25 protein-coding genes and 3 pseudogenes are annotated in these 21,815 nt (G+C 61.8%); 22 read left to right on the top strand and 6 right to left on the bottom strand.

The genetic code is table 11. The features are described from left to right. Positions 1–174 (top strand): transposase (locus tag OL599_RS17250; RefSeq protein WP_264715095.1); only part of this gene is annotated, 174 nt, incomplete at its 5' end. A 307-nt stretch (positions 175–481) separates the two neighbouring features. Here the strand turns inward: OL599_RS17250 and clpS are convergent. Next, positions 482–874: an ATP-dependent Clp protease adapter ClpS gene (gene clpS / locus OL599_RS17245; RefSeq protein WP_264715090.1), complete on the bottom strand. Its 393-nt coding sequence runs from the start codon at positions 872–874 to the stop codon at positions 482–484. A gap of 267 nt (positions 875–1,141) precedes the next feature. Between clpS and OL599_RS17240 the strand changes: the two genes are divergently transcribed. The 7 genes from OL599_RS17240 to OL599_RS17210 all read left to right on the top strand — a co-directional run bounded on the left by OL599_RS17240 (position 1,142) and on the right by OL599_RS17210 (position 4,617). Then, positions 1,142–1,351 carry a hypothetical protein gene (locus OL599_RS17240; RefSeq protein ID WP_264715089.1) on the top strand — a complete coding sequence of 70 codons (210 nt, stop codon included), beginning with the start codon at positions 1,142–1,144 and terminating at the stop codon, positions 1,349–1,351. Between the two features lie 268 nt (positions 1,352–1,619). After that, complete coding sequence (locus OL599_RS17235) at positions 1,620–1,964, top strand: hypothetical protein (RefSeq protein WP_264715088.1); 345 nt, start codon at positions 1,620–1,622, stop codon at positions 1,962–1,964. 19 nt (positions 1,965–1,983) lie between these two features. Beyond that, positions 1,984–2,613, top strand: a complete 630-nt coding sequence (locus OL599_RS17230) for an SOS response-associated peptidase (RefSeq protein WP_264715087.1) — start codon at positions 1,984–1,986, stop codon at positions 2,611–2,613. Then, a complete protein-coding gene (locus OL599_RS17225; protein WP_264715086.1) occupies positions 2,606–3,295 on the top strand; it encodes an SOS response-associated peptidase in 690 nt (229 codons plus the stop codon). Before OL599_RS17230 ends, OL599_RS17225 begins: the two co-directional genes overlap by 8 nt. A gap of 27 nt (positions 3,296–3,322) precedes the next feature. Continuing rightward, positions 3,323–3,724, top strand: coding sequence for a hypothetical protein (locus OL599_RS17220; protein WP_264715084.1), 402 nt, complete (start codon positions 3,323–3,325; stop codon positions 3,722–3,724). A gap of 105 nt (positions 3,725–3,829) precedes the next feature. Next, positions 3,830–3,970 (top strand): hypothetical protein, encoded by a 141-nt coding sequence (locus OL599_RS17215; protein WP_264715082.1) that lies wholly within the window; start codon positions 3,830–3,832, stop codon positions 3,968–3,970. Further along, positions 3,967–4,617, top strand: a complete 651-nt coding sequence (locus tag OL599_RS17210; RefSeq protein ID WP_264715081.1) for an HNH endonuclease — start codon at positions 3,967–3,969, stop codon at positions 4,615–4,617. Before OL599_RS17215 ends, OL599_RS17210 begins: the two co-directional genes overlap by 4 nt. 63 nt (positions 4,618–4,680) lie before the next feature. Here the strand turns inward: OL599_RS17210 and OL599_RS17205 are convergent, their stop codons facing one another. Further along, positions 4,681–5,259: a hypothetical protein gene (locus OL599_RS17205; protein WP_264715079.1), complete on the bottom strand. Its 579-nt coding sequence runs from the start codon at positions 5,257–5,259 to the stop codon at positions 4,681–4,683. Between the two features lie 103 nt (positions 5,260–5,362). On the opposite strand from OL599_RS17205, the gene tnpA (OL599_RS17200) reads away from it, so the two are divergent. From tnpA (OL599_RS17200) to tnpB (OL599_RS17170), 7 genes are all read left to right on the top strand, one after another. Continuing rightward, the gene (gene tnpA / locus OL599_RS17200) at positions 5,363–5,776 is read left to right on the top strand and encodes an IS66-like element accessory protein TnpA (protein WP_264715077.1); all 414 of its coding nucleotides are present in this window, start codon (positions 5,363–5,365) and stop codon (positions 5,774–5,776) included. Beyond that, positions 5,773–6,120, top strand: a complete 348-nt coding sequence (gene tnpB, locus OL599_RS17195) for an IS66 family insertion sequence element accessory protein TnpB (RefSeq protein WP_264715076.1) — start codon at positions 5,773–5,775, stop codon at positions 6,118–6,120. The genes tnpA (OL599_RS17200) and tnpB (OL599_RS17195) overlap by 4 nt, the downstream gene beginning before the upstream one ends. Positions 6,121–6,189: 69 nt before the next feature. Next, on the top strand, positions 6,190–7,833 hold the full coding sequence (gene tnpC, locus OL599_RS17190) for an IS66 family transposase (RefSeq protein WP_264715075.1): 1,644 nt from the start codon (positions 6,190–6,192) through the stop codon (positions 7,831–7,833). Between the two features lie 2 nt (positions 7,834–7,835). Beyond that, on the top strand, positions 7,836–8,084 hold the full coding sequence (locus tag OL599_RS17185) for a hypothetical protein (RefSeq protein ID WP_264715074.1): 249 nt from the start codon (positions 7,836–7,838) through the stop codon (positions 8,082–8,084). 247 nt (positions 8,085–8,331) lie between these two features. Beyond that, positions 8,332–8,697 carry a hypothetical protein gene (locus OL599_RS17180; RefSeq protein WP_264715073.1) on the top strand — a complete coding sequence of 122 codons (366 nt, stop codon included), beginning with the start codon at positions 8,332–8,334 and terminating at the stop codon, positions 8,695–8,697. Positions 8,698–8,831: 134 nt separating this feature from the next. Next, positions 8,832–9,248 carry an IS66-like element accessory protein TnpA gene (tnpA, locus tag OL599_RS17175; RefSeq protein ID WP_264715072.1) on the top strand — a complete coding sequence of 139 codons (417 nt, stop codon included), beginning with the start codon at positions 8,832–8,834 and terminating at the stop codon, positions 9,246–9,248. Next, a complete protein-coding gene (tnpB, locus tag OL599_RS17170) occupies positions 9,245–9,619 on the top strand; it encodes an IS66 family insertion sequence element accessory protein TnpB (protein ID WP_264715071.1) in 375 nt (124 codons plus the stop codon). The genes tnpA (OL599_RS17175) and tnpB (OL599_RS17170) overlap by 4 nt, the downstream gene beginning before the upstream one ends. Here tnpB (OL599_RS17170) and OL599_RS17165 read toward each other — a convergent pair. From OL599_RS17165 to OL599_RS17155, 3 genes and pseudogenes are all read right to left on the bottom strand, one after another. Continuing rightward, a pseudogene (locus OL599_RS17165) lies at positions 9,605–10,285 on the bottom strand (transposase); the annotation flags it as partial. The gene tnpB (OL599_RS17170) and the pseudogene OL599_RS17165 sit on opposite strands and share 15 nt — an antisense overlap. A 572-nt stretch (positions 10,286–10,857) precedes the next feature. Then, positions 10,858–11,106, bottom strand: coding sequence for a hypothetical protein (locus OL599_RS17160; protein WP_264715070.1), 249 nt, complete (start codon positions 11,104–11,106; stop codon positions 10,858–10,860). An 89-nt stretch (positions 11,107–11,195) separates the two neighbouring features. Then, positions 11,196–11,420: a hypothetical protein gene (locus OL599_RS17155; RefSeq protein WP_264715069.1), complete on the bottom strand. Its 225-nt coding sequence runs from the start codon at positions 11,418–11,420 to the stop codon at positions 11,196–11,198. Between the two features lie 536 nt (positions 11,421–11,956). On the opposite strand from OL599_RS17155, the gene OL599_RS17150 reads away from it, so the two are divergent. The 4 genes and pseudogenes from OL599_RS17150 (at position 11,957) to OL599_RS17135 (ending at position 14,851) form a co-directional block, all read left to right on the top strand. Next, entirely contained in the window at positions 11,957–12,538 is a 582-nt protein-coding gene (locus OL599_RS17150) for an exopolysaccharide biosynthesis protein (protein WP_264715068.1), read from the top strand. A gap of 97 nt (positions 12,539–12,635) precedes the next feature. Continuing rightward, positions 12,636–12,782: pseudogene (locus OL599_RS17145) on the top strand (IS701 family transposase); the annotation flags it as partial. 154 nt (positions 12,783–12,936) lie between these two features. Next, positions 12,937–14,531 (top strand): annotated as a pseudogene (gene tnpC, locus OL599_RS17140) (IS66 family transposase). Then, positions 14,528–14,851 (top strand): hypothetical protein, encoded by a 324-nt coding sequence (locus OL599_RS17135; RefSeq protein ID WP_264715067.1) that lies wholly within the window; start codon positions 14,528–14,530, stop codon positions 14,849–14,851. The pseudogene tnpC (OL599_RS17140) and the gene OL599_RS17135 overlap by 4 nt, the downstream one beginning before the upstream one ends. A gap of 380 nt (positions 14,852–15,231) precedes the next feature. Here the strand turns inward: OL599_RS17135 and OL599_RS17130 are convergent, their stop codons facing one another. After that, on the bottom strand, positions 15,232–15,849 hold the full coding sequence (locus tag OL599_RS17130) for a hypothetical protein (protein WP_264715065.1): 618 nt from the start codon (positions 15,847–15,849) through the stop codon (positions 15,232–15,234). A 154-nt stretch (positions 15,850–16,003) separates the two neighbouring features. Here OL599_RS17130 and OL599_RS17125 point away from each other — a divergent pair, with 154 nt between their 5' ends. From OL599_RS17125 to OL599_RS17115, 3 genes are all read left to right on the top strand, one after another. Then, positions 16,004–16,996 (top strand): site-specific integrase, encoded by a 993-nt coding sequence (locus OL599_RS17125; protein WP_264715064.1) that lies wholly within the window; start codon positions 16,004–16,006, stop codon positions 16,994–16,996. 119 nt (positions 16,997–17,115) lie between these two features. Further along, positions 17,116–19,998, top strand: a complete 2,883-nt coding sequence (locus OL599_RS17120; protein WP_264715063.1) for an SNF2-related protein — start codon at positions 17,116–17,118, stop codon at positions 19,996–19,998. Beyond that, positions 19,995–21,812, top strand: a complete 1,818-nt coding sequence (locus tag OL599_RS17115) for a site-specific DNA-methyltransferase (protein ID WP_264715062.1) — start codon at positions 19,995–19,997, stop codon at positions 21,810–21,812. Before OL599_RS17120 ends, OL599_RS17115 begins: the two co-directional genes overlap by 4 nt. Positions 21,813–21,815 lie beyond the last annotated feature (3 nt).

The raw sequence follows: 21,815 nt of genomic DNA, 5'->3' as shown, positions 1-21,815 counted from the left end.
TCGTCTTTTGCTGCCGGTATTGCCGCCGAACGGCAGGCAATTGGTGCCGCGGTCACTCAGCCGTGGTCAAACGGGCAAACCGAAGGTCAGATCACTAAACTCAAGCTGATCAAGCGGCAGATGTATGGCCGTGCCAAGCTCGATCTGCTGCGAGCTCGGCTATGCACCGCATGACCCAGCAACCGTCTGCACCGAATGTGCGGAAGAGCCTAAAAGGGACCCCTCTGCTGTTGGGGTTCACGATGGCTCTCGGAATGACCGGGGGCCTGAATAGGGATGCTGGTTGTGGAGACGGTCGCGAAGATCCGGCGGGCGTATTTTGTTCGGGGCAGGCCGTTCGACGGCAGGTCGTTCCTGGCAAGCGCGAGCGAGGTTCCTCGCCCGGCTGCAATTCGAGATGCGGGCAAGTGCCCTGGCAGCGACGAATGCCTCAAATCTGCTTTGCCGACCCGCAGAACCCGGCCGACGCAGCGGCTTACGGCTATTCCTCCGGCTCGGTCGTGAACAAAAGTGGATAGCCTCTGCACCGGCCTGCCTCTGTCGCGGCCGTCGCCTTGGCTTCCGCGACATCCTTCGTGTAGACGGCGACGACGCACACCCCGCGCCGATGTGCTGTGATCATTACCCGCTGCGCCTGGTCTTCGCTCATGCGAAATTCCGCCTTCAGGACCGTGACGACAAACTCGCGGGGCGTGTAGTCGTCGTTGACCAGGATGACCTTGTGAAGACGGGGGTGGTCGGATTTTGCCTGGATCCTGGTTTTTGGCGCGATGATGATGTCACTCATCGGCGACGCTCCGGTCATCAGAACCAGCCGTTCGGCCTCATATGGGAAGCCGGGCTGGCTGTTTTGCACGTTGGTGGCACCAGGCATTGCGGCGCCTGGCACTGCATTTGCGCCCGCGGTTCCCAAGTCGGCCGTACGGCTCAATTCCTTCCGGGGACGAACCGCACCAACTCAAAGCCGGCTTTCTCCAGCATCCGCTGTGAGCCGGCATCCTCCAGGCGTGCGAAGGCCCTCCCCTCGGGCCGCCACGGAACATCGCCGGCGAGGCGTATGCAGGTTTTGCAACATAGCCCTCGCGGCCGTGTCATTTGTAGACGGCGACCCTCAAAACTCGGACAGGCAGGCACATCCGCCATGCTGGAGCGGCGCAGGACCAGGCTTGCGATCCGGGCGTTCATTGAACCGTTCCTGGCCGCCTATGCCGCGCGGCGGAGGCGCTGGACGGAGGCTTGGTTGCGCCGCGAGCGCCCCGTGCCGCCGACCGAAACCGAGCCCCCGGACGGTCGGCGCAGCCGCACCATCTACGACCGGCGGCAATTCCGCCTCGACTTCTGGCGCGGCTAGCGCGGCCTGCTTTTCGGCCTCGACTCGGCCCTGAGGTTCTCGTTATGTTCCGTCCCTATGATCCAGGAAAGCCTGTTTCCCGAACGTCACCCTGCGGTGCCGGACGAAGAGGTGGTCGAGACGCTGCGGGCGGCGATCGCGCGGCGGACGGCTGCCGCGGTCGGCCGACATGCTCCTCTGCGGCGTGTGCGCGCAGTATCTGGTCGAGGCGCTGCACGGTGCCGGCCTGGAGGTCGTGCGCGCGCCCGCGAGGCACGGCCAGTGACTCATGCCCGAACTGTCCTTCAACGCCGACCCGGTGCCGGCGACGCCGATCGGCGACATGAAGGGCTGGCGGCTCCATATCCAGTGCGAGCGGTGCCGCAGGCACAGCGTTCTGCCGCTGGACTACATGGCCAAGCAACATGGCCCCCGGACGCGGCTTATCGACGTCATGCTGCGCTTGCGGTGCGACAGTTTCCGCGGCGCAGGGAAGTGCCGCGGCAGGCCAAGGCTGGTGACGCTGGTGAAGGTTGCCATCTACGGAAAAAGCGCCAGAAAGTTGCGCCAGATCACGGTCGTGGACGCATCGAACCCCTGGCCGCGGCCGCCGCTAGCGCCACGTCCGTGGTGACCGGATAGGATTGAGAGCGATGACGGCAACCGCGGCGGGATGGTCGGACAGGGAGCAAGGCGGCCTCGCTTTCGGATCGGGGGCCGGCCCCGGCCGGCCGGGACAGGTGATCCGGTTGCACCCCGGGACGCGGCAGCGGCATCTCGATTGGCTGACGTGGGGACTGTTGCCGCATGCGACGACAGACCCTGATGAGGCGCCGCGACCGATCCACGCCCGCGCGGAAACCGTCGCCGCGCATCCCGTGTTCGGTGATGCTTTCCGGCATCGCCGGGCGATCGTGCCCGCGACCGAATACTACCAGCGGCGGACGCTCGGCGAGCCGGGACGGCGGTATGCCATTTCTCGCAACGACGGCCGGCCGATGGCGATCGCAGGGCTGTGGGAGGCGTTCAGGCGTCCCAACGGCGATATCGAACGCACCTATTGCATCATCACGACGCCGGCCACCGGCGCCGTCGCGGAAATTCACGACCGCATGCCGCTGGTGCTCGATGAGGCGGATTGGGCGGTGTGGCTCGGGGAGGCGCCTGGTGATCCCGCGGCCCTTCTGCGGCCGCCCGCCGACGACGTGCTTGTGCTCAAGCCGATCCGCGCGAGAAGGTCGCCGGCGGCATCGGCACATCGAGGGAAAGCCGCCCGTGTGTAACCTCTACTCCATGACCACGAACCAAGAGGCGATCCGGCGGCTGTTCAAGGTCGCCGTCGACAACACCGGCAACCTGCCGTCGCAGCCCGGTATCTACCCGGACTACAGCGCGCCGATCGTGCGCAACTCCGCCGCCGGCCGTGAGCTGGCGATGGCGCGCTGGGGTATGCCGACGCCGCCCAATTTCCTCGAGGGTAAGAAGTCCGATTCCGGCGTCACCAACGTGCGCAATCCCGGGTCGCCGCACTGGCGGCGCTGGCTCGGCGTCGAAAGCCGCTGCGTCGTGCCGTTCAACAGCTTTGCCGAGCCAGACAACGGCACGTTCGGGGGCAAAGCGCCGGTGTGGTTCGCCTTCGACGAAACGCGGCCGCTGGCATGTTTCGCCGGCATCTGGACCCGCTGGACATCGATGCGAAAAATCAAGGAAGGCGAGACGACCAACGACATCTTCGGCTTTCTGACCATCGATCCCAACTCTGAAATCGAGGCATTCCACCCAAGGGCCATGCCGGTAATCCTGCGCACGACCGAGGAAGTTGATGTCTGGATGACGGCGCCGCCAGCGGAGGCGTTGAAGTTGCAGCGACCATTGCCAGATGGCGCGCTGCGGATCGTGGCCCAGGGGGGCAAGACCGACGATCCGCAGCAGAGCGCCGCGGGGCCCGCGGGCCGGCTTCTGTGACCTGCGAGGACAGACGGAGGACCTGAGATGCCGGATGGCGTGAACGATCCCAGACGACCACGCCCGAAACTCATCCTGCATGTGGAGGGCGCGCGGGAGGACGAGCTTGCGCGCGGCCTATCGGCTGCGGAGGCGGTGCTGCGCCGCGACGGCGACATCGATCTCGAAGCCGCCATGGTCGCGAACGCCAGCCGGGACTTCATCATGTTGGATGGCGACCTTCAGCCGATCAACGATATCACCGAGGAAGAACACCGGCTGGCCAAGCTGTGGGAGGACGCCCTGTCGGCGGCGCTCGATGCGGGCTGTGCCGGCTGGGCCGAAGAACCCGTAAGGGGCTTTTGGCTGGGGATCGACACCGGCGGCGACACAATCCGACCCTGGTATGTGGACCCGCCGATTGCGACGTTCAGGCTCAAAGACGAATAGTGAGCGCGCGCCTGACGATTGCGAAAATCAAGATATTCGCAGCAAACTGATGCCATTGATTCAATTGGGCTTTTCTGACACGAAATTCTGATGCAGAATCGATGCATGATTTACGGCTATGCTCGCGTCTCGACCGCCGCCCGCTCCCGGCTCAAGAAGCTAATGGCGAAGCTCATTGCCGGCGACGTGGTAGTGATCCCGGCCGTCGGCGTTCCGCCCGGCAACATCGTGAGACCGTATGCATGAGTGGGGTGGAACAAATTGACGAGTTCTGGGCACCCCGCACATGCTTCTTGCCGCCTATTCCAGAGTTAGAGGCAGCAGTCGATCTTCTGAACGATGCTGCCAACGCCATCCTTGCTGGCGATCGCGAACGAGCGCGGACGAGGTTGCGTGAAGCAAACATGCCAGTCGTGCATGCGTTCGCCGCGAGGATCATGGGGCCTTGGGATGTCTTTATCCACCGGCGACGCCAGATCGAGCGACCAACTGAGTTGACCAAGGTCCCAAATCGCAAGCCGGATCAAAGCGTCGAAACAGCGGTTTTTGCGCGCGATGGATGGCGATGTCGCTATTGTGGGATGCGCGTCGTGCTGCCGAATGTGCGCAAGGTTCTGATGAACACATTTCCCGACGTTGTGTGCTGGAGTGGGAAGGACAAGGATCGGCACGCGGTCTTTTATGCGTTGTCTGCAGTTGCTGATCACGTCGTGCCACACACCTTGGGCGGGGATAGCGGCGTCGATAATCTCGTCACTACCTGTCAGTGTTGCAACTATGGAAAGGGTGACCGCTTGCTTGCGGAAGTTGGCTTGATCGATCCTCGGACTCGTCCGCCGGTTGTGGATACGTGGGACGGTTTGGGGCGCTTGTTGCTCGCACCCAAATCCTGACGACCGCGGGGAGCCTACCCGATTTCCCCAAATTAGCGCGTGATAATCCGGTTTATCTGCCTTCTATCTTTTATCCTGAGCGTCGGCCTGAAGCTGCTTAATGGTGCGTAAGGTTGGCATTACACTCTTGATTTTTTTGAGCACCCGGTCTTTTGCATCGCCCCCGATCCAACTCGGTCCAATCAATTCTGGGTCTGCCATACCCACGAGGGAATCGAAGTCCTGAATATCCGCTGCCGTAGGATCTCGGCCGTGGATTAGATTTGTGTACATGGTAGCCAGTTCTTCTCTAGTGCTCGAGTAGCCACCCAGTTCGACGATATCGGTCACTTGGATAGTTTCAATATGTAGAACGACCTCGCACTGGTTATTTTTATATCTTACAATGCCGTCTCCATACTTCTCAATTGCGCTCCTGTTCGCTTCGACAGCCGCGAGGAAATTTGCGTCGCAATAGAGCCGATTCAAGTTGGCCACCACCGAACCTTCTTTCGGAGAGGTGGCAAATATGATTCCTTGATAACCTACGTCGGGAACGCCACCTTTGAACGTGCGTGCTATTTTGAGCGATACTGTCCAAGCTGAAATCGTCTCCGGCAAGTGCAGGATGTCATTCAGCCGGAACAGGTCGCTCTTCTTCAATGATATCTGACGGTAGCAAAGTAACCCTCCGCCGAGGGCCGTCTGGGAGCGGCGCCGATCGCCGCCTTAAGTAGCTGTTTAAGTCGGTGCTTGAGGTGTGTTGATGGATGGCGTGGTGGAGATCATCACTGGTCGGGAGCGCCGGCGGCGATGGAGCACGGCGGAGAAGCTGCGTCTGGTGGCGGAGACGCACGAGGCTGGCGCTGCGATCCGTGCTGTTGCGACCCGACACGGCGTCTGCGAGAGCCTGTTGTTCACCTGGCGTCGACAGGTGCGTGAGGGTGTGCTGACCGCGGCGTCGGAGACGCCGGTGTTCATGCCGGTGCGGATGATCGATGCGGCGCCGACGGCAACACCGGGACCGTCCCCGGCCGCGGCGAATGCGGCTTCACCCGCCCGGCCACCTGCACCGTCTGGCCTCATTGAGATCGAGTTGGGCAATGGACGGCAGGTGCGCGTTGGCAGCGACGTGAACCTGGCCGCCTTGCGGCGCGTGCTGGCTGCGTTGCGCGAATGATCCCGGTCGCGTCGGGGGTCAGGGTGTGGATCGCGACCGGCCATACCGATATGCGGCGCGGCATGCGGGGGCTGGCGTTGCAGGTGCAGGAGGGGCTCGGACGCGACCCGTTCGCGGGCGACGTCTACGTCTTCCGCGGTCGCAACGGCTCCTTGATCAAGGCGATCTGGCACGACGGCATCGGCTTGTCGCTGTATGCCAAGCGCCTGGACCGGGGCCGCTTCATCTGGCCGCAAACTGTGGACGGCGCGGTGCCGCTGACGCCGGCGCAGATGGGCTATTTGCTGGAGGGGATCGACTGGAGAAACCCGCAGCAAACCTGGCGCCCCCAGGCCGCCGGATAGGATCAAACCCGCAAGCCAGGGCGGAGAAAACAGTACCGCGCCGGGGCGATTCGTGATTCGATCCACATCATGGACGCTGCCTCCGACGCCCTACCGGACGACATCGCGGCGCTGAAAGCGGCGCTGCTGGCCGCGCGTGCCCGGGCCGATGTGGCCGAGGCCGAGGTCGCCGCGGCGCGGGCGCGTCAATCCGACGCCGAAGCGCTTGTCGCGCGCCAGCAACTGGAGATCGAGAAGCTTCGCCGGGAGATCTATGGCCCACGCTCCGAGCGGACACAGCGTCTGCTCGACCAGATGGAATTGCAACTGGAGGAGTTGGAGGCCGCGGCCACCGAGGACGAGATCCAGGCCGAGAAGGACGCGGCCAAAACCACGACCGTCACGGCCTTCGTCCGGCAGCGGCCCGCGCGCAAGCCATTCCCCGAGCACCTGCCGCGCGAGCGCGTGGTCGTCGCGGGGCCGACCGCCTGCACGTGCTGCGGCGGCGCACGTCTGTGCAAGCTGGGGGAGGATGTCACCGAGACGCTGGAGGTCGTCCCGCGGCAGTGGAAAGTGATCCAGCACGTGCGGGAGAAGCTCACCTGCCGCGATTGCGAGGCCGTCAGCCAGGCGCCCGCGCCTTTCCATGCGGCCCCGCGCGGCTGGGCAGGTCCGAACCTGCTGGCCATGATCGCATTCGAGAAGTTCGGCCAGCACCAGCCATTGAACCGCCAGGCCGAACGCTACGCCCGCGAGGGCGTGCCGATCAGCCTGTCCACCCTGGCCGACCAGATCGGCACTTGCTGTGCCGTGCTGGATCCCATGGTCAAACTCATCGAGGCGCATGTCTTCGCCGCGGAGCGGTTGCATGGCGACGACACGACCGTTCCGGTGCTGGCGCGCGGCAAGACCGACATCGGCCGATCCTGGGTCTACGTCCGCGACGATGGTCCGTTCGGCGGCCCGGCGCCCCCGGCCGCGATGTTCTACTATTCGCGCGATCGCGGTGGTGCCCACCCGCAGAGCCATCTGGCCACCTATCGGGGCATCCTCCAGGCCGACGCATTCGGCGGCTACACGAAGCTCTATGACCCCGGTCGCGAACCAGGGTCGATTACCGAGGCGGCGTGCTGGTCGCATGCGCGGCGGAAATTCTTCGTGCTGGCCGATCTGGCTCTCAACGCGCAACGCAAGGCTCAAGGCAAGCCGGCCACCTTCGTCTCGCCGCTGGCCCTAGCCGCGGTGCGGAGGATCGACGCGCTGTTCGACATCGAGCGCACCATCAACGGCAAACCCGCGGCTGAGCGCGTCGCCGTCCGCCGCGAACGCAGCCTGCCGCTGGCGATCGAACTGGAAGCCTGGATGCAGCAGGAACGTGCCAGGCTGTCGCGCCACGACGATGTCGCCAAGGCCATGGATTACATGCTCAAGCGCTGGGCTTCGTTCACCAGGTTCCTTGATGATGGCCGGATCTGCCTCTCGAACAACACGGCGGAACGGGCGCTGAGAGGTATTGCCCTGGGACGTCGTGCGTGGCTGTTCGCCGGTTCGGATCGCGGCGGCCAAAGGGCAGCGAAGATGTACAGCCTGATCGTGACTGCCAGGATGAACGACATCGATCCCCAGGCGTGGCTCGCCGACGTCCTCGCCCGCATCGCCGAGCACCCGGTCCAGAAACTGGCTGAGCTTCTCCCCTGGACGTGGCGACCACGCGAGCGCCAGCAGGCCGCCTGACCATGGCGGCGCCAAGCGTCGCGTTCACCATCGCCCGCGTCGCCGAGATACTGAGCGAAGACGAAGACTGGCTGTGGGATGTCGCCCTCGAAATGGACCCGGAAGACGGGTGCCTATTCGTCTACGGCGTGAACGATGAGGGAACGATGGCCTTCACCCACTTCGGTATCGACAACCTCAATGAGCTCATCCAGATCCATAAAGCCAACCCGGACATCATCGCCGGCTACCGCCACACGAAGTCCGACTGACGTGCCACGCCCGCGGTGCTCACCGGATGGCTACCCATCGCCCGCGCGATCGCGCGTACCATGCCGCGATGCCCATGCTGCCAGCACCAAACATGCCGTCCTACTTTATGACACAGTAAGACTAGCGCATCCGGGTGATTGGAGGATGCAAATAGCCGTAAACGCCGCCACACGTGATTTGTTGGTCTCGGATGGAAGTAATATACCGCTTTCGTCGCCCTCTCCCTCTGGAAAAAGGGCCACCACCATGCCGAAGGCACCGCTTGTCGCCGCTTGCGGCTTCGCGCTCCTGCTCTGTGCCTGCGCCAGCACGAACGTTGCCAACCAAGAGAACCTGCTGATCAGGGCCGGGTTCAGGCCCATGCCGGCGACGACCCCGGAATGGATGACCGCACTCAAAACATTGCCGAAATACAACTTCGCACGCCAAACGATAGACGGCAAGCAGACCTATCTTTTCGCCGATCCGAGGATCTGCAAATGCGTCTATGTCGGCAGCGCGCAGGAATTCGCGGCTTTTCGGCAGCTGATGATCGACCAGGGACTGCTCACCAACGAAGAGGCGATGGCCACGCTGGACAAAGTGAACGGGCCGAGCGGCCACTCCGAGTGAGCAGGCCTGGCGATACAGGGAACGGCTCAGTGCGTGCCGGCTTTTGTTCAAGGTATCCGCCCGGTGAGGGCCGCCTGGGCGTGAGTCGCTCGCCACCTTAAAGCTGTGGTTAAGGCGGCTGTTGAGGTGGTGGGATGGACGGGGTGGTGGAGATCATCACCGGGCGGGAGCGGCGTCGGCGCTGGAGCCTGGAGGCCAAGCTGCGGATCGTGGCCGAGACGCAGGAGCCCGGCTCCCTGGTCCGTGCTGTAGCTGCTCGCCACGGTGTCTGCGAGAGCCTGGTGTTCACTTGGCGGCGGCAGGTACGCGACGGACTGCTGACGGCGTCCGAGATGCCGGTGTTCATGCCAGTACAAGTCTTCGAGGCCCCACTGTCGGGCGCCGGTCCGGGACGCTCGGAGCAGCCGTCAGTTCCGGCGCCAGCTCCCACGCCATCTCGGCCGCAAGCGGGCCTGATCGAGATCGAGCTGGGCGGCGGCCGCCAGGTGCGAGTGGGCAGTGACATAAACCTAGCCGCGCTGCGGCGCGTGCTGGCGGCCTTGCGCGGGTGATCCCCGTCCCGTCGGGTGTGCGGGTCTGGGTGGCGACCGGTGTCACCGACATGCGCAAGGGCATGAACGGGCTGGCGCTGCTGGTTGAGCGAGGCTTGCAGCGCGATCCGCACGGCGGTGACCTTTACGTGTTCAGAGGCCGCCAAGCAGGGCTGGTCAAGGTTCTCTGGCACGACGGGCTCGGCATGTCGCTATACGCCAAGCGGCTGGAGCGGGGCGGGTTCACCTGGCCGCAGGCCAAGGAGGGCGTGGTCTCACTCACGCCTGCGATGCTGTCCATGCTGCTGGAGGGCATCGACTGTGATTCGGCGTGGAAAAAGGGCTCTTCCGCACATTCGGTGCAGACGGTTGCTGGGTCATGCGGTGCATAGCCGAGCTCGCAGCAGATCGAGCTTGGCACGACCATGCATCTGCCGCTTGATCAGCTTGAGTTTAGTGATCTGACCTTCGGTTTGCCCGTTTGACCACGGCTGAGTGACCGCGGCACCAATTGCCTGCCGTTCGGCGGCAATACCGGCAGCAAAAGACGAGAGCAGACTCCCCGCTGCGTCGCTGATCCAGCTGTCCAGAGCCGCTTTCGCCTTCGACCGAATGATCGTGTGGAAGCGGTCCAGCAGATCACGGCCGACGACGAGATCCGGCACTGCTTGCTCAATCATGGTGACCGTGATGGCGTCCGCCTTGCACAGTTGATCCCGCGCGATCGTCATAAGGCGCGCGAGCGAGCGAGCGGAAGGCGGCGTGCGCGGCGATCCTGCCGGTGCATGCTCCATTCGACGTCGGCGTGTGGTCCACTCGGAAACGACGCGCAGGCTGCCGGAATAGCCCGCGGTCTTGATCCGTCGCCAGAGTTCTGCACCCTTGCGGCAGCCGGCCGCCCATTCGGCGTCGAGCTTGCCGAGAAAAGGCTGCAACGAACTCATCCTTGTCCTGAAAACGTCGGTTCGGCCTCCTCGGACGACCTCTCTCACCACCTTGCGGCTGTGCCCGGTGCGTCGGACGATCTCCTTGATTGAGGTTCCTCCCTCGGCGAGGGTGTTGCTGTTCATGTGACGTGCCTCTTTCTCTGAGGGCGAATAGGCTCCCGCCGGGCGCCCGCCTACGGCCGGAAAGCCGCGAGGGCGGCAACGACGATCAGGATCAGGGCCGGTACAACGATCGGAGGCGTGAAGTACTTCATGCCAAAATTCATTCCGGACCCTGCCGCTAGCTGGGCGACCGGCGCGGCACCGGCGCCCGAACCACGCCGACGCCCGGGCCAGCATCCGCAAATTGGCCTGAGCATGACGTGCAGTAGCTTATGCATGCGACTTCTCCTCCATTGGATCGACAGCGGATTCGGTTACGCAGGCGACGACAGCAGGGTGTTTTCCTGTGCCTTCAAGTGAGAGGTGCCTTCACGTGAGAGCGGAGTGCCTTGCGTCTGCGATCGGTAGTTTTTGGCGCCGCCTGTCGTTGGGGTCCAGAAGGCGGGTGCCACTGGCCTCCGCCGCTTCAATGGCTTCTCGTATGCTCTAGCCCAAGCTCTGCCCGGATCAGCCAGCTGAGCCTCGACGTGGCGAGCGTCACGTGCCGCGCGTGCCGGCACCGTTCACGCTTCATCCGCGCTTCAGTCATGCGCATGTTCGTGCACGTTTGGGTGGTAACCAGACTGGGCGACAAAGCCCGCGGCGACGATGAGACCAACTCCAACTGCCAGCAGCCAGTTGATATGACCCCATGCCCCGTCCGCGAGCCCATCGACTGCCGCATGCACCCACGGGCCCAGGGCGCTGCCGCCAGAAAGCATCAGAAGCATCCCCGCGGTGATCAGCCCGAGCACGGCCACCCACCTTTGCAGCCATTTTTGCGTCGTCATGTCTCCCTCCACGAGCAACCGCATCGCACCACGATAAGCCCCGGAGCGCCCGCGGCGCTGTCAGGGAGGCGCAGCTTGCCCCCAGTCGCTCAGGCTAATTCGCTCAGGCCCTTTTGGGGCCGGTGCGCGCGCATCCTCGCCCTTAGGTCCACGAGATCTCCTTCCGGCACGAGGTCCGCCTTCGCCGCGGCCTTCAGCGCCACTGTCTGGAAAGCGATGTCCTTCGGTGACGAGTTGGGGACGCCGACCGTGATGGAATAGGTGTGAAGGACGGTACCTGACTTGTCCAACACATCAACCACACGCTCTGTCATGAGGAAAATCCTTGTGAAAGACTTATCGAGCGATTTACTGAGAAACTCGGCTCGCGGATCCGGCAATCTTGCCTGGGTCACCACCTGCAACGGAGATGGCATGACATTCTAGTAATGTGGAGTTTTATTCCGACTATTCAATAGGCGACAGATCCACGATCCCACTGGGCACGAATTTTTCAGTGAGACGAGGTAGGCGGAATCCGAGCTGCAACATTAGGACCAACTCAATCGCCACGTCGGAATAGAGCGGCTGCCCGCCGGGCGCGGTAACGGATTTGGCGGGCATAGCCTATGGGGCCTTTCATCGCCGTGATCCTTCATCGGTCAGTCCGTACGATCCGGGCAACTATGTGCATGCGAGCGAGTATTACGCGGGAAATTCAGCCGCAGCGGTTCAGGTCCGCACCTCGCGCGCCACCACCACCCGCGGCGGCGGGGAGGGCTTGGCAACCTTCCTCGCCCTTCGCTTATATCCGCCCATGACGGATGCCCGACTTCCTCCGACACACCCGACCGCCCTCGCCTCCCCACGGGTGCCCACTTCGACCATTTTGCAAGACCTGTTGCTTCATGCGCCCGAGGAGACGGTCACACTTGGGTGGCTGATGGGCAACTTGGGCGATCGATCATTCGGCATCATCCTGCTGCTGTTGGGGCTTCTCGCAAGTCTTCCCGGAGTCTCGGCCATCGTCGGCGTCATCATCGCATTCCCAGCCTGCCAGATGATTCTCGCCCGGCGCAGCCCTGTGCTCCCTCGGTTCGTCGCAGCCAGGACGTTCCCGAAGCAACGTCTTGCGTCGATGCTGATTCGGGTTGACCCGCCTCTCCGATATCTCGAGCGGTTCATCCGGCCGCGATGGCAAACTCCACTCCAAATGACCAAGCGGGTGGTTGGCGGAGCTATCCTGCTTGTAGGCGCCCTTCTCTTTGTACCCTTACCGTTGAGCAACGTGCCGCCTGCACTGGTGGTCGTCTTACTCTCTTTCGCCTATCTCGAAGAGGATGGCGTGCTGCTCTGCATCGCCCTCTCCTTCGCCCTCGCCCTACTCCTGATCGCCGCGGGGACAGTCTGGCAGGCCATCAGCGCGACGGGCTGGGTCGGAGGACTGCTCTAGCACTACTTTGGCAGAACGTGGGGTGGCACCTTAGGTTTGGGATTCCCGAATCGGCGTTTGAGTGAATCATGAGAGGTCGGCCGTCTGGAGGCCGACCATGGGACGAGCGGACTTGGATTGGCGCGGCGAGCTTGAGCGCTGGCTGGAGCCGTTCCTGCCTGGTCGTGGCAACAAGACGCGGCGACGGATTTGTCCGCTCTATCTTGCGGGGCTGATCGGTCCCGGGGATCGCAAGAGCGTTCAGCTGTGCCGTCTACAGACCTCCTTTCAATTCTTGTCATCCGACGTCAACGGCGTGATCGCGGACGCGCAAGCGTTCCTGGCGGCCCGAGACGGCTGGCTGAACGGCCGCACGCGCGGGGTACACAGCACCGCCGGGCTGCGGTTGAATCGGCGCCATGCCGCCCGTCGACATGCTGCCCGACGACATCGACGCACTGCGTGCAGCCCTCGCAGGCGAGCGGGCGGCGCGTCGCGAGGCGGAGGCTCGGGCCTCCGGCGCCGAGGCGATGGTGGCGCACCCGAAGCTGCTGATCGCCAAGCTCAAGCATGACCGCTTCGGCGCCTCGTCCGAGCGCGGCCGCAAGCTACTCGACCAGATGGAGTTGGAACTCGAGGAGCTGGAAGCCGCAGCCAGCGAGGACGCGACCGTGGCGGGAACCGCCGCGGCTGATACGGATCCTCGTCCCGCTTCCCGTCGCAGGCCGGTGCGCGGGCCATTACCGGCACATCTGCCCCGCGAACGCGCGGTGATTCCCGCGCCGAGCGCCTGCCCGTGCTGCCGCCGCGCGCTGGCCAAGCTTGGCGAAACCGTCACCGAGACGCTGGAATGCGTGCCCCGCCGCTGGAAGGTGGTGCAGACGGTGCGGGCTTGGGCCGCGAAGCGGACCAAGGTGAAACCTGCCGCAGCTGCGAGGCGATCACCCAGCCACCGGCGCCGTTCCACCCGATTGCGCGCGGCCGCGCCGGGCCGAACCTGCTGGCGATGATCCTGGAGGCGAAGTTCGGCCAGCATTTGCCGCTGAACCGCCAGAGCGACGTCTATGCCCGCGAGGGTATCGCGCTGGACGGTCTCCACGCTGGCTGACTGGGTCGGCGCCTGCACCGCCACACCGGCACCACTGACGACGCTGATTCGGGCCCATGTCACGGCGGCGGAGCGGCTGCACGGCGATGACACCACGGTGCCGGTGCTGGCGAAGGGCAAGACCTCGATCGGCCGATTATGGGTCTATGTGCGTGACGACCGCCCGTTCGCCGGACCGGCCCCTCCGGCGGCGCTGTTCCACTACTCGCCCGACCGCACCGCCGAACACCCGAACCGCCATCTCACCGGTCGGCAGGGCATCCTCCAGGCCGACGCCTACGCCGGGTTCAACGACCTCTATGCGCCCGGCCGCAAGCCCGGACCGGTGACCGAGGCCGGTTGTTGGGCGTATGGCCGCCGTAAGTTCTTCGAGCTGGCGGAGCTGGCGCGGGCGCCGCTCGCGGTCGAGGCGGTGCGGCAAATCGACGCCATCTTCGCCGCCGAGCGCGATATCAGCGCATCTCCGCCCGAGCAGCGGCCGGCCGCACGCCAGGCGCAGATCGCGCCGCTTGTAGCCAATCTCGAAACCTGGATGCGCGATGCCCGCGGCAAGCTGTCGCGCCACAACGACGTGGCCAAGGCGATGGACTACATGCACAAGCGCTGGCACGCGTTCAGCCGCTTCCTTGCCGATGGACGCATCTGCCTCAGCAACAACACCGCCGAGCGGGCGCTGCGTGGCGTGGCGTGGCCCTGGACAGAAAGTCATGGCTGTTCGCCGGGTCCGATCGCGGGGGCGAACGCGCCGCAGCGATGTATTCGCCGATCGTCACTGCCAGGCTCAACGACGTCGACCCGCGCGCATGGCTGGCCGACGTGCTCGCCCGGATCGGCGATCAGCCTGCCTCCAGATTGAACGACCTGCTACCGTGGCATTGGAAACTTCGCGAAAGGTTCGCGGCATGATCCCACAAAACCTGCTGGACCTCGCACCCGAACTCGTATCGGAGCTTCAGCAGCTGCTTTCTCGCGAAGGCGAGCAAGTCCTAGCAGACCAGGTCGCTCGGCTCGCTATCGCTGACCGCTGCCGGTGCGGCGACGACTTTTGTGCCACATTCTATACGGCGCCGCGACCTGCGGGCTCCTACGGACCAAACCATCGTACAATCGCCCTTGTGCCTGCCCAAGGCATGCTCAACGTTGACGTCGTCGGCAACGATATAGTGGCTATCGAGGTTCTCTACCGGGACGACCTGAAGGCTAAAATCCACGTCGCAATGCCGTAGCCTGTCAGGCCATGCTTGGCGCGAATTCTGAATAAGTCACGGCCACGGTCTTCGCCGGACGGATACGTAGCAAATCAGATTGCATGATCGGAACCGATCCGGCAGCGACGACGCCTGATGTTTGAGCTCTTGCCCCCGCTTCGCCTTTTGGTTCTTGCTGCCACCCATCTGCCAATTATTGATGGCTTGGAGGAGAGAAAGACTGAATTCGGATGATGGCGGACCAGGCATCTTGTATAGGTCTTCATAATGGAATTTTCTGAAGTAAGCTGTAGTCATTCTATTCTTGACGGTAAATCTTATCGAAACTGCGGCCCGGCGTCGATAGGGTGTCATTTTAAGCGGCAGCCACTTCTTCTGGCGCAAAAGTTGCCTTGGTGCTAGCTCCTACGATTGGTGTCGAAGAATTCCTTATATGCGTTAAAATTGGTATCGATATGAGCGGCGGTGGTGGCGAGATATTCTCCGTGCCCTTCGAGTTTTTTCAATTCGTCGGACAAAGGAGCTAAAGGAACCAAACCATATTTGAGCTCGTCCAGGCTTTGTGCCTGACCATCACGACGCTCGCTCTCTTTAGCGTTCTTTGTGAATATGATGAGGACATTGTGTCCCTTCACCCGGCGAGCGGCCCAATGCGCGAAATTATGTCGGTGGATACGGTGGAGTTCGACTGTGTCCGCAGCCTTGAGAAGGCCTTCTTTTATGTTCCAGGTCGGTAGCTCCGCCACGATTTCTTTGAGTTTTGGAAAGACTTGAGCGTCTTGAAGTCGCGATGCGTATCTCGCCTCCGGCCCGATCATAGCATGTCGAAGAGCATCCACTATGCGCCGCGCATTGAGGTCGGCGAAGCAATATGTCTGAATGAGCTTGCCCAATAGGGCGAAATCGCCTTCTTGAAGGCTTTCGGTATTCGCCAAAAGCGCTTCTGGGTTTGCGTCAATCCTCTGCCGGATGCTGTCCAGCAGGGCTAGATGGTCTTCCGGTGCGGCCTCTGTCATCTTCCATCCTGCGGCAAAGATTCATTTATGCCACATCCGACCTTCGGAGCCTGTCGGCAATCAGCACGTGAGGCCCCTGCCCCGATGTTTGGTTGGTCTTGTCCATGATAAGGTCCTTTATCATGGACAAGGCTTGTGGTAGGGAAGGGGTCAAATGCCCACCCATCAGCTTCCCGCCATCATCCCACCCGGTGCCCTCACGACACCGGCCGACACTTATATAGTGCCGGCGCTGATCGTCGCCGCCGGCGATCAGGCCGGCTGGCGCTACGTCGATTTTTTCACCGCCAACATCAACAACCCGAACACGCGCCGAGCCTACGCGCGCGCATGCGGACAATTCTTCGGCTGGTGCGAGGATCGCGGATTGACGCTCGCGGCAATCCGACCGACCGACGTGGCGGCCTGGTTGATGCAGCTTCAGGAGCAACACGCGGCGGCGAGCGCGAAGCAGCAGCTCGCCGCTGTGCGGATGCTGTTCGACTGGCTCATCACCGGCCAGGTGCTACCGACGAACCCGGCGGCGGCGGTGCGCGGGCCGAAGCATGTGGTCAAAACCGGCACGACCCCGGTGCTCGACGCCGACGAGTGGCGCAAACTCATGGACAGCATTCCGAAGGAGACCGTGCGCGATCTGCGCGACCGCGCGCTGATCGCCACTCTCACCTATTCCTTCGCGCGCATCACGGCGGCGCTCAGGATGAAGGTGGAGGATTTACGGCCGCAAGGCGCCGGCTGGCGGCTCCGGCTGCACGAGAAAGGTGGCAAGCATCATGTGATGCCGTGCCATCACAGCCTTGCCGAGGCGCTGCATGCCTACATCGCCGCCGCCGGCATCGGCGAGGACCGCAAGGGCTGGCTGTTCCGCAGCAGCCCCAGGCACAAAGCCACGGTGTTGACCGACAGGCCGATTGATCAGTCCGATGCGTGGAACATGATCCGTCGCCGGGCGACGGCGGCTGGCATCATGGCGCCGATCGGCAACCACACCTTCCGCGCAACCGGTATCACGGCTTATCTCGGCAATGGCGGCGCCCTTGAGCACGCGCAATCCATGGCCGCGCATGAAAGCCCGCGCACGACCAAGCTCTACGACCGCACGAAGGACCGGCTCACGCAGGACGAGGTTGAGCGGATAAGGCTATAACCTCACTAATAGCCGATTCGGACGGCACGCGCGGGCTTGTGGCCAGGCTTGGCCGCAAGCAAGAAACATAGTTGCCTTACGGAACGACCGGCCGGCACGGGCTGGACGATAGAGGACGAATGACAGGATATACGGAACATCACGGGACATACCTCGCCACACGGATCATGCTGGAAGGCAGAAGCGAGGATGCGTTTGCCAAAAGCCTGTCCACGGCTCGCGTTGAGACCAAGCCACACCAGGTTGATGCCGCTCTCTTCGGTCTGCATTCTCCGTTGTTGAAGGGAATCATCCTTGCCGACGAAGTGGGCCTCGGCAAGACGATCGAAGCCAGCCTGATCATCGCGCAGCGATGGGCAGAGCGCAGACGGCACATCCTTCTTATCGTGCCCGCTTCTCTCCGTAAGCAGTGGCAGCAGGAGTTGCGCGAGAAGTTTTCGTTGCCGAGCGTTATCCTGGAGGCCCGCACCTATCGCGAAGCCATCAAGGCAGGCCACCCGCGTCCCTTTGACCAGCAAGCCGCAGTTATTTTGACCTCATACGAGTTTGCCGCCCGCCGGGCGGATGATCTGCGATTGATCGCATGGGACTTGGTGGTGTTTGACGAGGCCCACAGGCTTCGCAATGTCTATAAGCCGACAGGATCAGTCAGGGCGAAAGCCTTGCGTGACGCCATCAAGGACCGGTTCAAGATTCTCCTGACGGCGACGCCGTTGCAGAATACGCTGATGGAGCTGTATGGCCTTGTCTCGGTCATCGATGACAAATTCTTCGGTGACGAGAAGACCTTCAATACCATGTATGAGGGTCGCCGCGCCGACGCGCTGACTCTAACGTCTCTTCGGCGGCGCATGGCACCGATCTACAAGCGCCATCTTCGCCGTGACGTGCAAGAAGCAGGGCATGTGGCTTTCACTCGCCGCATCGCTACGACTTTCGATTTTGAGCCGTCAGACCGGGAAACCGAGCTTTACAATAACGTGTCGCAATACCTTCAGCGGCCTGACTCGATCGCTTTTGGCCTGAAGCCCAACCAGCTTGTCATCATCCAGGCGCGCAAGATTCTCGGTTCGTCAGTTGCCGCCATTGCTGGATTCCTCCAAACCATCCTGGATCGTCTTCGGAGAAATCAGGTCGCCGACCTGTCAACGGTCGCCGACGCTGACGATACCGACGAGGTTGCGGAGGAGCTGGACGAAGACGAAGCCGATGACGGAGATTCTGACGATCACGCCATTGATCCGAAGAAGCTTGCGGCCGAGATCGCCGAAGTTGAGACCTATCTCAGGCTTGCCCGCGAGATCGGGTCGAATGCCAAGGGCGAAAAGCTCCTCGCCCGCCTACCCGAGGTGCTCGACGAGGTTGAGAAGCGCGGCGGTCAGCGGAAGATCGTAATCTTCACTGAGTCCGTCCGAACGCAGACCTATCTGGCCTCTGTCCTCTCCGAAAACGGCTACGCGGGTCAGATTGTCTTGATGAACGGATCGAACAATGATCCCGAAAGCCAAGCGATCTACAAAGCCTGGCAGGAGAAGCATAAGGGCACGGACGCCATCTCCGGTTCGCGTTCCGCCGATATGAAGGCGGCAGTCGTCGATGCTTTCCGTGGTGATGACAGGACGATCCTGATTGCGACGGAATCCGGTGCCGAGGGCATCAATCTGCAATTTTGCTCCCTGCTGCTGAATTTCGATCTTCCCTGGAATCCGCAGCGCGTTGAGCAACGCATCGGCCGATGCCATCGCTACGGTCAGAAGATCGACGTGACCGTCGTCAACATGCTCAATCGCCGCAACCGCGCCGAGCAGCGCGTCTATCAACTCCTTGATCAAAAATTCCGCCTGTTTTCTGGCGTTTTTGGCGCGAGCGACGAGGTGCTAGGGGCGATTGAGAGCGGCATCGACTTCGAGCGCAAGGTCGTTGAAGCGGTGCAGCGTGGCCGCACCGACGTTGAGATTGAGGCCGAGTTCAAGCGGCTTGAGGAGGAGCTTGAGGCTCAGATCACCAGTGATATGCGCGAGGCGCGTCAGAAGCTTTTTGACTTCCTCGATCGTGATGTGGTTGCGCGTTTGCGGCAGCGTGGCAGTGAGATCGAAGTCACTCTCAATGCCTTTGAGCAGCGCCTTCTTACCGTCGCGCGCGCAGAGCTTTCAGAGGCTCAGTTTCACACCACGACCGGGCCACGATTTGACTTTGATGGTCGAACCTGGACGACCGAATGGCCATTGGCTGACGAACGTGGCTGGCAATTCTTCCGCCTCGCCGAGGACACGCTTGCGGAAAAGATCGTCGCGGCGGCGCGAAGCAGAAAACTTCTACCTACCGCCCTTTCCTTTGATTATGCGGCCTATCGGCAGGCAGGCTGGCCACGGCTGGGGAAGGTTGAGCGCCTCACGGGCCGTTCCGGCTGGCTGACCATATCTGTTTTGACCGTCACTCCCGCTGACGCTGCCCTTGGTCAGCGCGATCGGCTTGTCGTCGCTGGGTTCTGCGACGGCCTCTATGACGATGCTGCGGAACACCTGGACCAGGAGACGGTGGATGACCTCTTCCTTCTACCTGGCGCCCGCAGCGACCTTCCAGACCCCTGCCCTACCGAACGTCTTGCGCCTTTGGAGCAGACGGCCCGTTCGGCTGTGAACGCCGATGTGGATGCCGAGAATCGTCGCTGGCTCGACGAGGAAACCGAGAAGCTCGACGCCTACGCCGACGATATCGAGGTGGCGGCGGACACCCAGATCAAGCAGATGGAAACCGAGATAAGGGCGGCGAAAAAGGCCCTGCGCGGGAATACGGCGATCACTCTTGAGGACAAGGTGAAGGAGCAGCGCCGTATCAAGGCACTGGAAGCCCAGGCCGATGAATTGAAACTGACCACCTTCCAACGCCGGAAGGCCGTTCGGGCGGAAATGGATGATAGGCTCGACGCGATTGCGCACGCGCTCAAGGCCGTCCCAACCATCACCCCGCTCATTACCCTCCGGTGGAGCGTTGCCGCATGACCAGGAAACAGAAACTTGAACTAACCTGGGTAGGGAAAGAACAGCGGACCCGCCTTGAACCTCGCATCCTGATTGAGAATCCAGAGCTATCCTACCACGCCGCAACGCGGCGGGAGGATGATATCTTCGATAATGTGCTCATTCAGGGCGACAACCTGCTTGCGCTACGAGCCGTGCAGCAGGAGTTCGCCGGAAAAGTCCAGTGCATCTACATCGATCCGCCCTTTAATACCGGTGAAGCTTATGATCACTACGACGACGGAATCGAGCATTCAATTTGGTTGTCGATGATAGACGCAAGAGTTCGGATCCTGCATAACCTGTTGTCTGATAGCGGAACAATCTTTATTCACATAGACGATAATGAATTGGGATATTTGATCGCAATCTGCGATAGTATATTTGGTCGCCAGAACAGAATATCGGTAATATCCTTCAAGCAAAGCAGCGTGTCAGGGCCGAAGGCGAGAAACCCCGGTGTGGTCAGCATAGCGAGCTTTATCCTTGTCTATGCAAAGCAAAAATCTCAGTGGAAAAACGTAAATACCTTTCGAAAAATCCAGCGCGATGCGCGATACAATCAGTATATTGTTAATTTTGAAAAGCCGATAGATGAGTGGAGCTTCATTCCTCTAAGCGCGGCGGTCGAGAAAGTGTCTCGCATGCCATTCTCTGAATGGGAGAAAGCGGCTGGAAGGAAATTCGAAGAGAAAATGGAACGATTCGTTCTCGACAACCGTGAGAGAGTGGCTCAGCTCGTTTCGGTGGCGGAGCAGGACGTCAATGGAGCCGCCCGGCAGGTGCTGATTGCATCTCGGACCAGCAGTAAGGTGCAGTGCTCTCCACGCGACGGAGCCGACGACTATTTTTTCTTTAATGGGAAACAGGTAGTTTTTTATAGAAGCAAGACGAGGGTGATTGACGGAGCACTTACGACAGCGGAGAGAGTTTCCAATATCTGGGACGATCTTCTATCGAACAATATCCACAAAGAGGGTGGCGTCAAATTCCAAAACGGTAAGAAACCGGAAGCCTTAATCAAGAGATGTTTGGAGATGACTACGAGTCCCGGAGACTTAGTCCTCGATAGCTTCCTAGGCTCCGGAACAACGGCTGCTGTGGCCCATAAAATGGGGCGACGTTGGATCGGTATAGAGCTAGGTGAGCACGCCAAAACTCATTGTCAGATACGTCTGCGGAGTGTTGTAGAGGGCGAAGATCAAGAGGGCATAACGAAGGCTGTGGGATGGCGAGGTGGCGGAGGCTTCCGTTTCTATCGGCTTGCCCCGTCCCTTCTTGAGAGAGACCGTTTCAGCAATTGGGTGATTGCCAAGGAGTATAACCCCGCCATGCTCGCGGAGGCGATGTGCAAGCTCATGGGCTTCACCTATGCCCCGTCGCTTGAGCCGGAAGCATATTGGCAGCACGGTCATTCGAGCGAAACCGACTTCATCTATGTGACAACGCAATCTTTGACTCACGACGCCTTGCGTAAACTGTCCGAAGAGGTCGGATCGAAACGCACGCTGCTGGTTTGCTGTAAGGCGTTCAGCGGGCGTGAAGTGTCATTCCTCAATCTGACCATCAAAAAAATTCCCAAGGTGGTTTTGACAAAATGCGAATGGGGACGCGACGATTATAGCTTGCGCATTGCTAACCTTCCGGTCGTGGAGGATGAGCCGGTCGAAGCCGCCGCTGACGACATAGAGCCGTCGTCTGTTGTCGCCTCCCGCAAACGGGGACGACCGCGCAAAGGTGACACTGGCGAAGCGTCACTCTTTGCCGAACTCTCCCTTGATCCTGAGGAAGCGTGATCC

Source organism: Limobrevibacterium gyesilva (assembly GCF_025989185.1).
GTDB classification, from domain to species: Bacteria; Pseudomonadota; Alphaproteobacteria; order Acetobacterales; family Acetobacteraceae; genus Limobrevibacterium; species Limobrevibacterium gyesilva.
The sequence above is the reverse complement of the archived record's forward strand: the minus strand, read 5'-3'. Positions and strand labels throughout refer to the sequence as shown.

Excerpts from the sequence above, each read along its gene's own strand:
- clpS (WP_264715090.1), bottom strand. The coding sequence starts at position 874 with ATGCCTGGTGCCACCAACGTGCAAAACAGCCAGCCCGGCTTCCCATAT.
- OL599_RS17240 (WP_264715089.1), top strand. The coding sequence starts at position 1,142 with ATGCTGGAGCGGCGCAGGACCAGGCTTGCGATCCGGGCGTTCATTGAA.
- OL599_RS17235 (WP_264715088.1), top strand. The coding sequence starts at position 1,620 with ATGCCCGAACTGTCCTTCAACGCCGACCCGGTGCCGGCGACGCCGATC.
- OL599_RS17230 (WP_264715087.1), top strand. The coding sequence starts at position 1,984 with ATGACGGCAACCGCGGCGGGATGGTCGGACAGGGAGCAAGGCGGCCTC.
- OL599_RS17220 (WP_264715084.1), top strand. The coding sequence starts at position 3,323 with ATGCCGGATGGCGTGAACGATCCCAGACGACCACGCCCGAAACTCATC.
- OL599_RS17215 (WP_264715082.1), top strand. The coding sequence starts at position 3,830 with ATGATTTACGGCTATGCTCGCGTCTCGACCGCCGCCCGCTCCCGGCTC.
- OL599_RS17210 (WP_264715081.1), top strand. The coding sequence starts at position 3,967 with ATGAGTGGGGTGGAACAAATTGACGAGTTCTGGGCACCCCGCACATGC.
- tnpA (WP_264715077.1), top strand. The coding sequence starts at position 5,363 with ATGGATGGCGTGGTGGAGATCATCACTGGTCGGGAGCGCCGGCGGCGA.
- tnpB (WP_264715076.1), top strand. The coding sequence starts at position 5,773 with ATGATCCCGGTCGCGTCGGGGGTCAGGGTGTGGATCGCGACCGGCCAT.
- tnpC (WP_264715075.1), top strand. The coding sequence starts at position 6,190 with ATGGACGCTGCCTCCGACGCCCTACCGGACGACATCGCGGCGCTGAAA.
- OL599_RS17185 (WP_264715074.1), top strand. The coding sequence starts at position 7,836 with ATGGCGGCGCCAAGCGTCGCGTTCACCATCGCCCGCGTCGCCGAGATA.
- OL599_RS17180 (WP_264715073.1), top strand. The coding sequence starts at position 8,332 with ATGCCGAAGGCACCGCTTGTCGCCGCTTGCGGCTTCGCGCTCCTGCTC.
- tnpA (WP_264715072.1), top strand. The coding sequence starts at position 8,832 with ATGGACGGGGTGGTGGAGATCATCACCGGGCGGGAGCGGCGTCGGCGC.
- OL599_RS17160 (WP_264715070.1), bottom strand. The coding sequence starts at position 11,106 with ATGACGACGCAAAAATGGCTGCAAAGGTGGGTGGCCGTGCTCGGGCTG.
- OL599_RS17155 (WP_264715069.1), bottom strand. The coding sequence starts at position 11,420 with ATGACAGAGCGTGTGGTTGATGTGTTGGACAAGTCAGGTACCGTCCTT.
- OL599_RS17135 (WP_264715067.1), top strand. The coding sequence starts at position 14,528 with ATGATCCCACAAAACCTGCTGGACCTCGCACCCGAACTCGTATCGGAG.
- OL599_RS17130 (WP_264715065.1), bottom strand. The coding sequence starts at position 15,849 with ATGACAGAGGCCGCACCGGAAGACCATCTAGCCCTGCTGGACAGCATC.
- OL599_RS17125 (WP_264715064.1), top strand. The coding sequence starts at position 16,004 with ATGCCCACCCATCAGCTTCCCGCCATCATCCCACCCGGTGCCCTCACG.
- OL599_RS17120 (WP_264715063.1), top strand. The coding sequence starts at position 17,116 with ATGACAGGATATACGGAACATCACGGGACATACCTCGCCACACGGATC.
- OL599_RS17115 (WP_264715062.1), top strand. The coding sequence starts at position 19,995 with ATGACCAGGAAACAGAAACTTGAACTAACCTGGGTAGGGAAAGAACAG.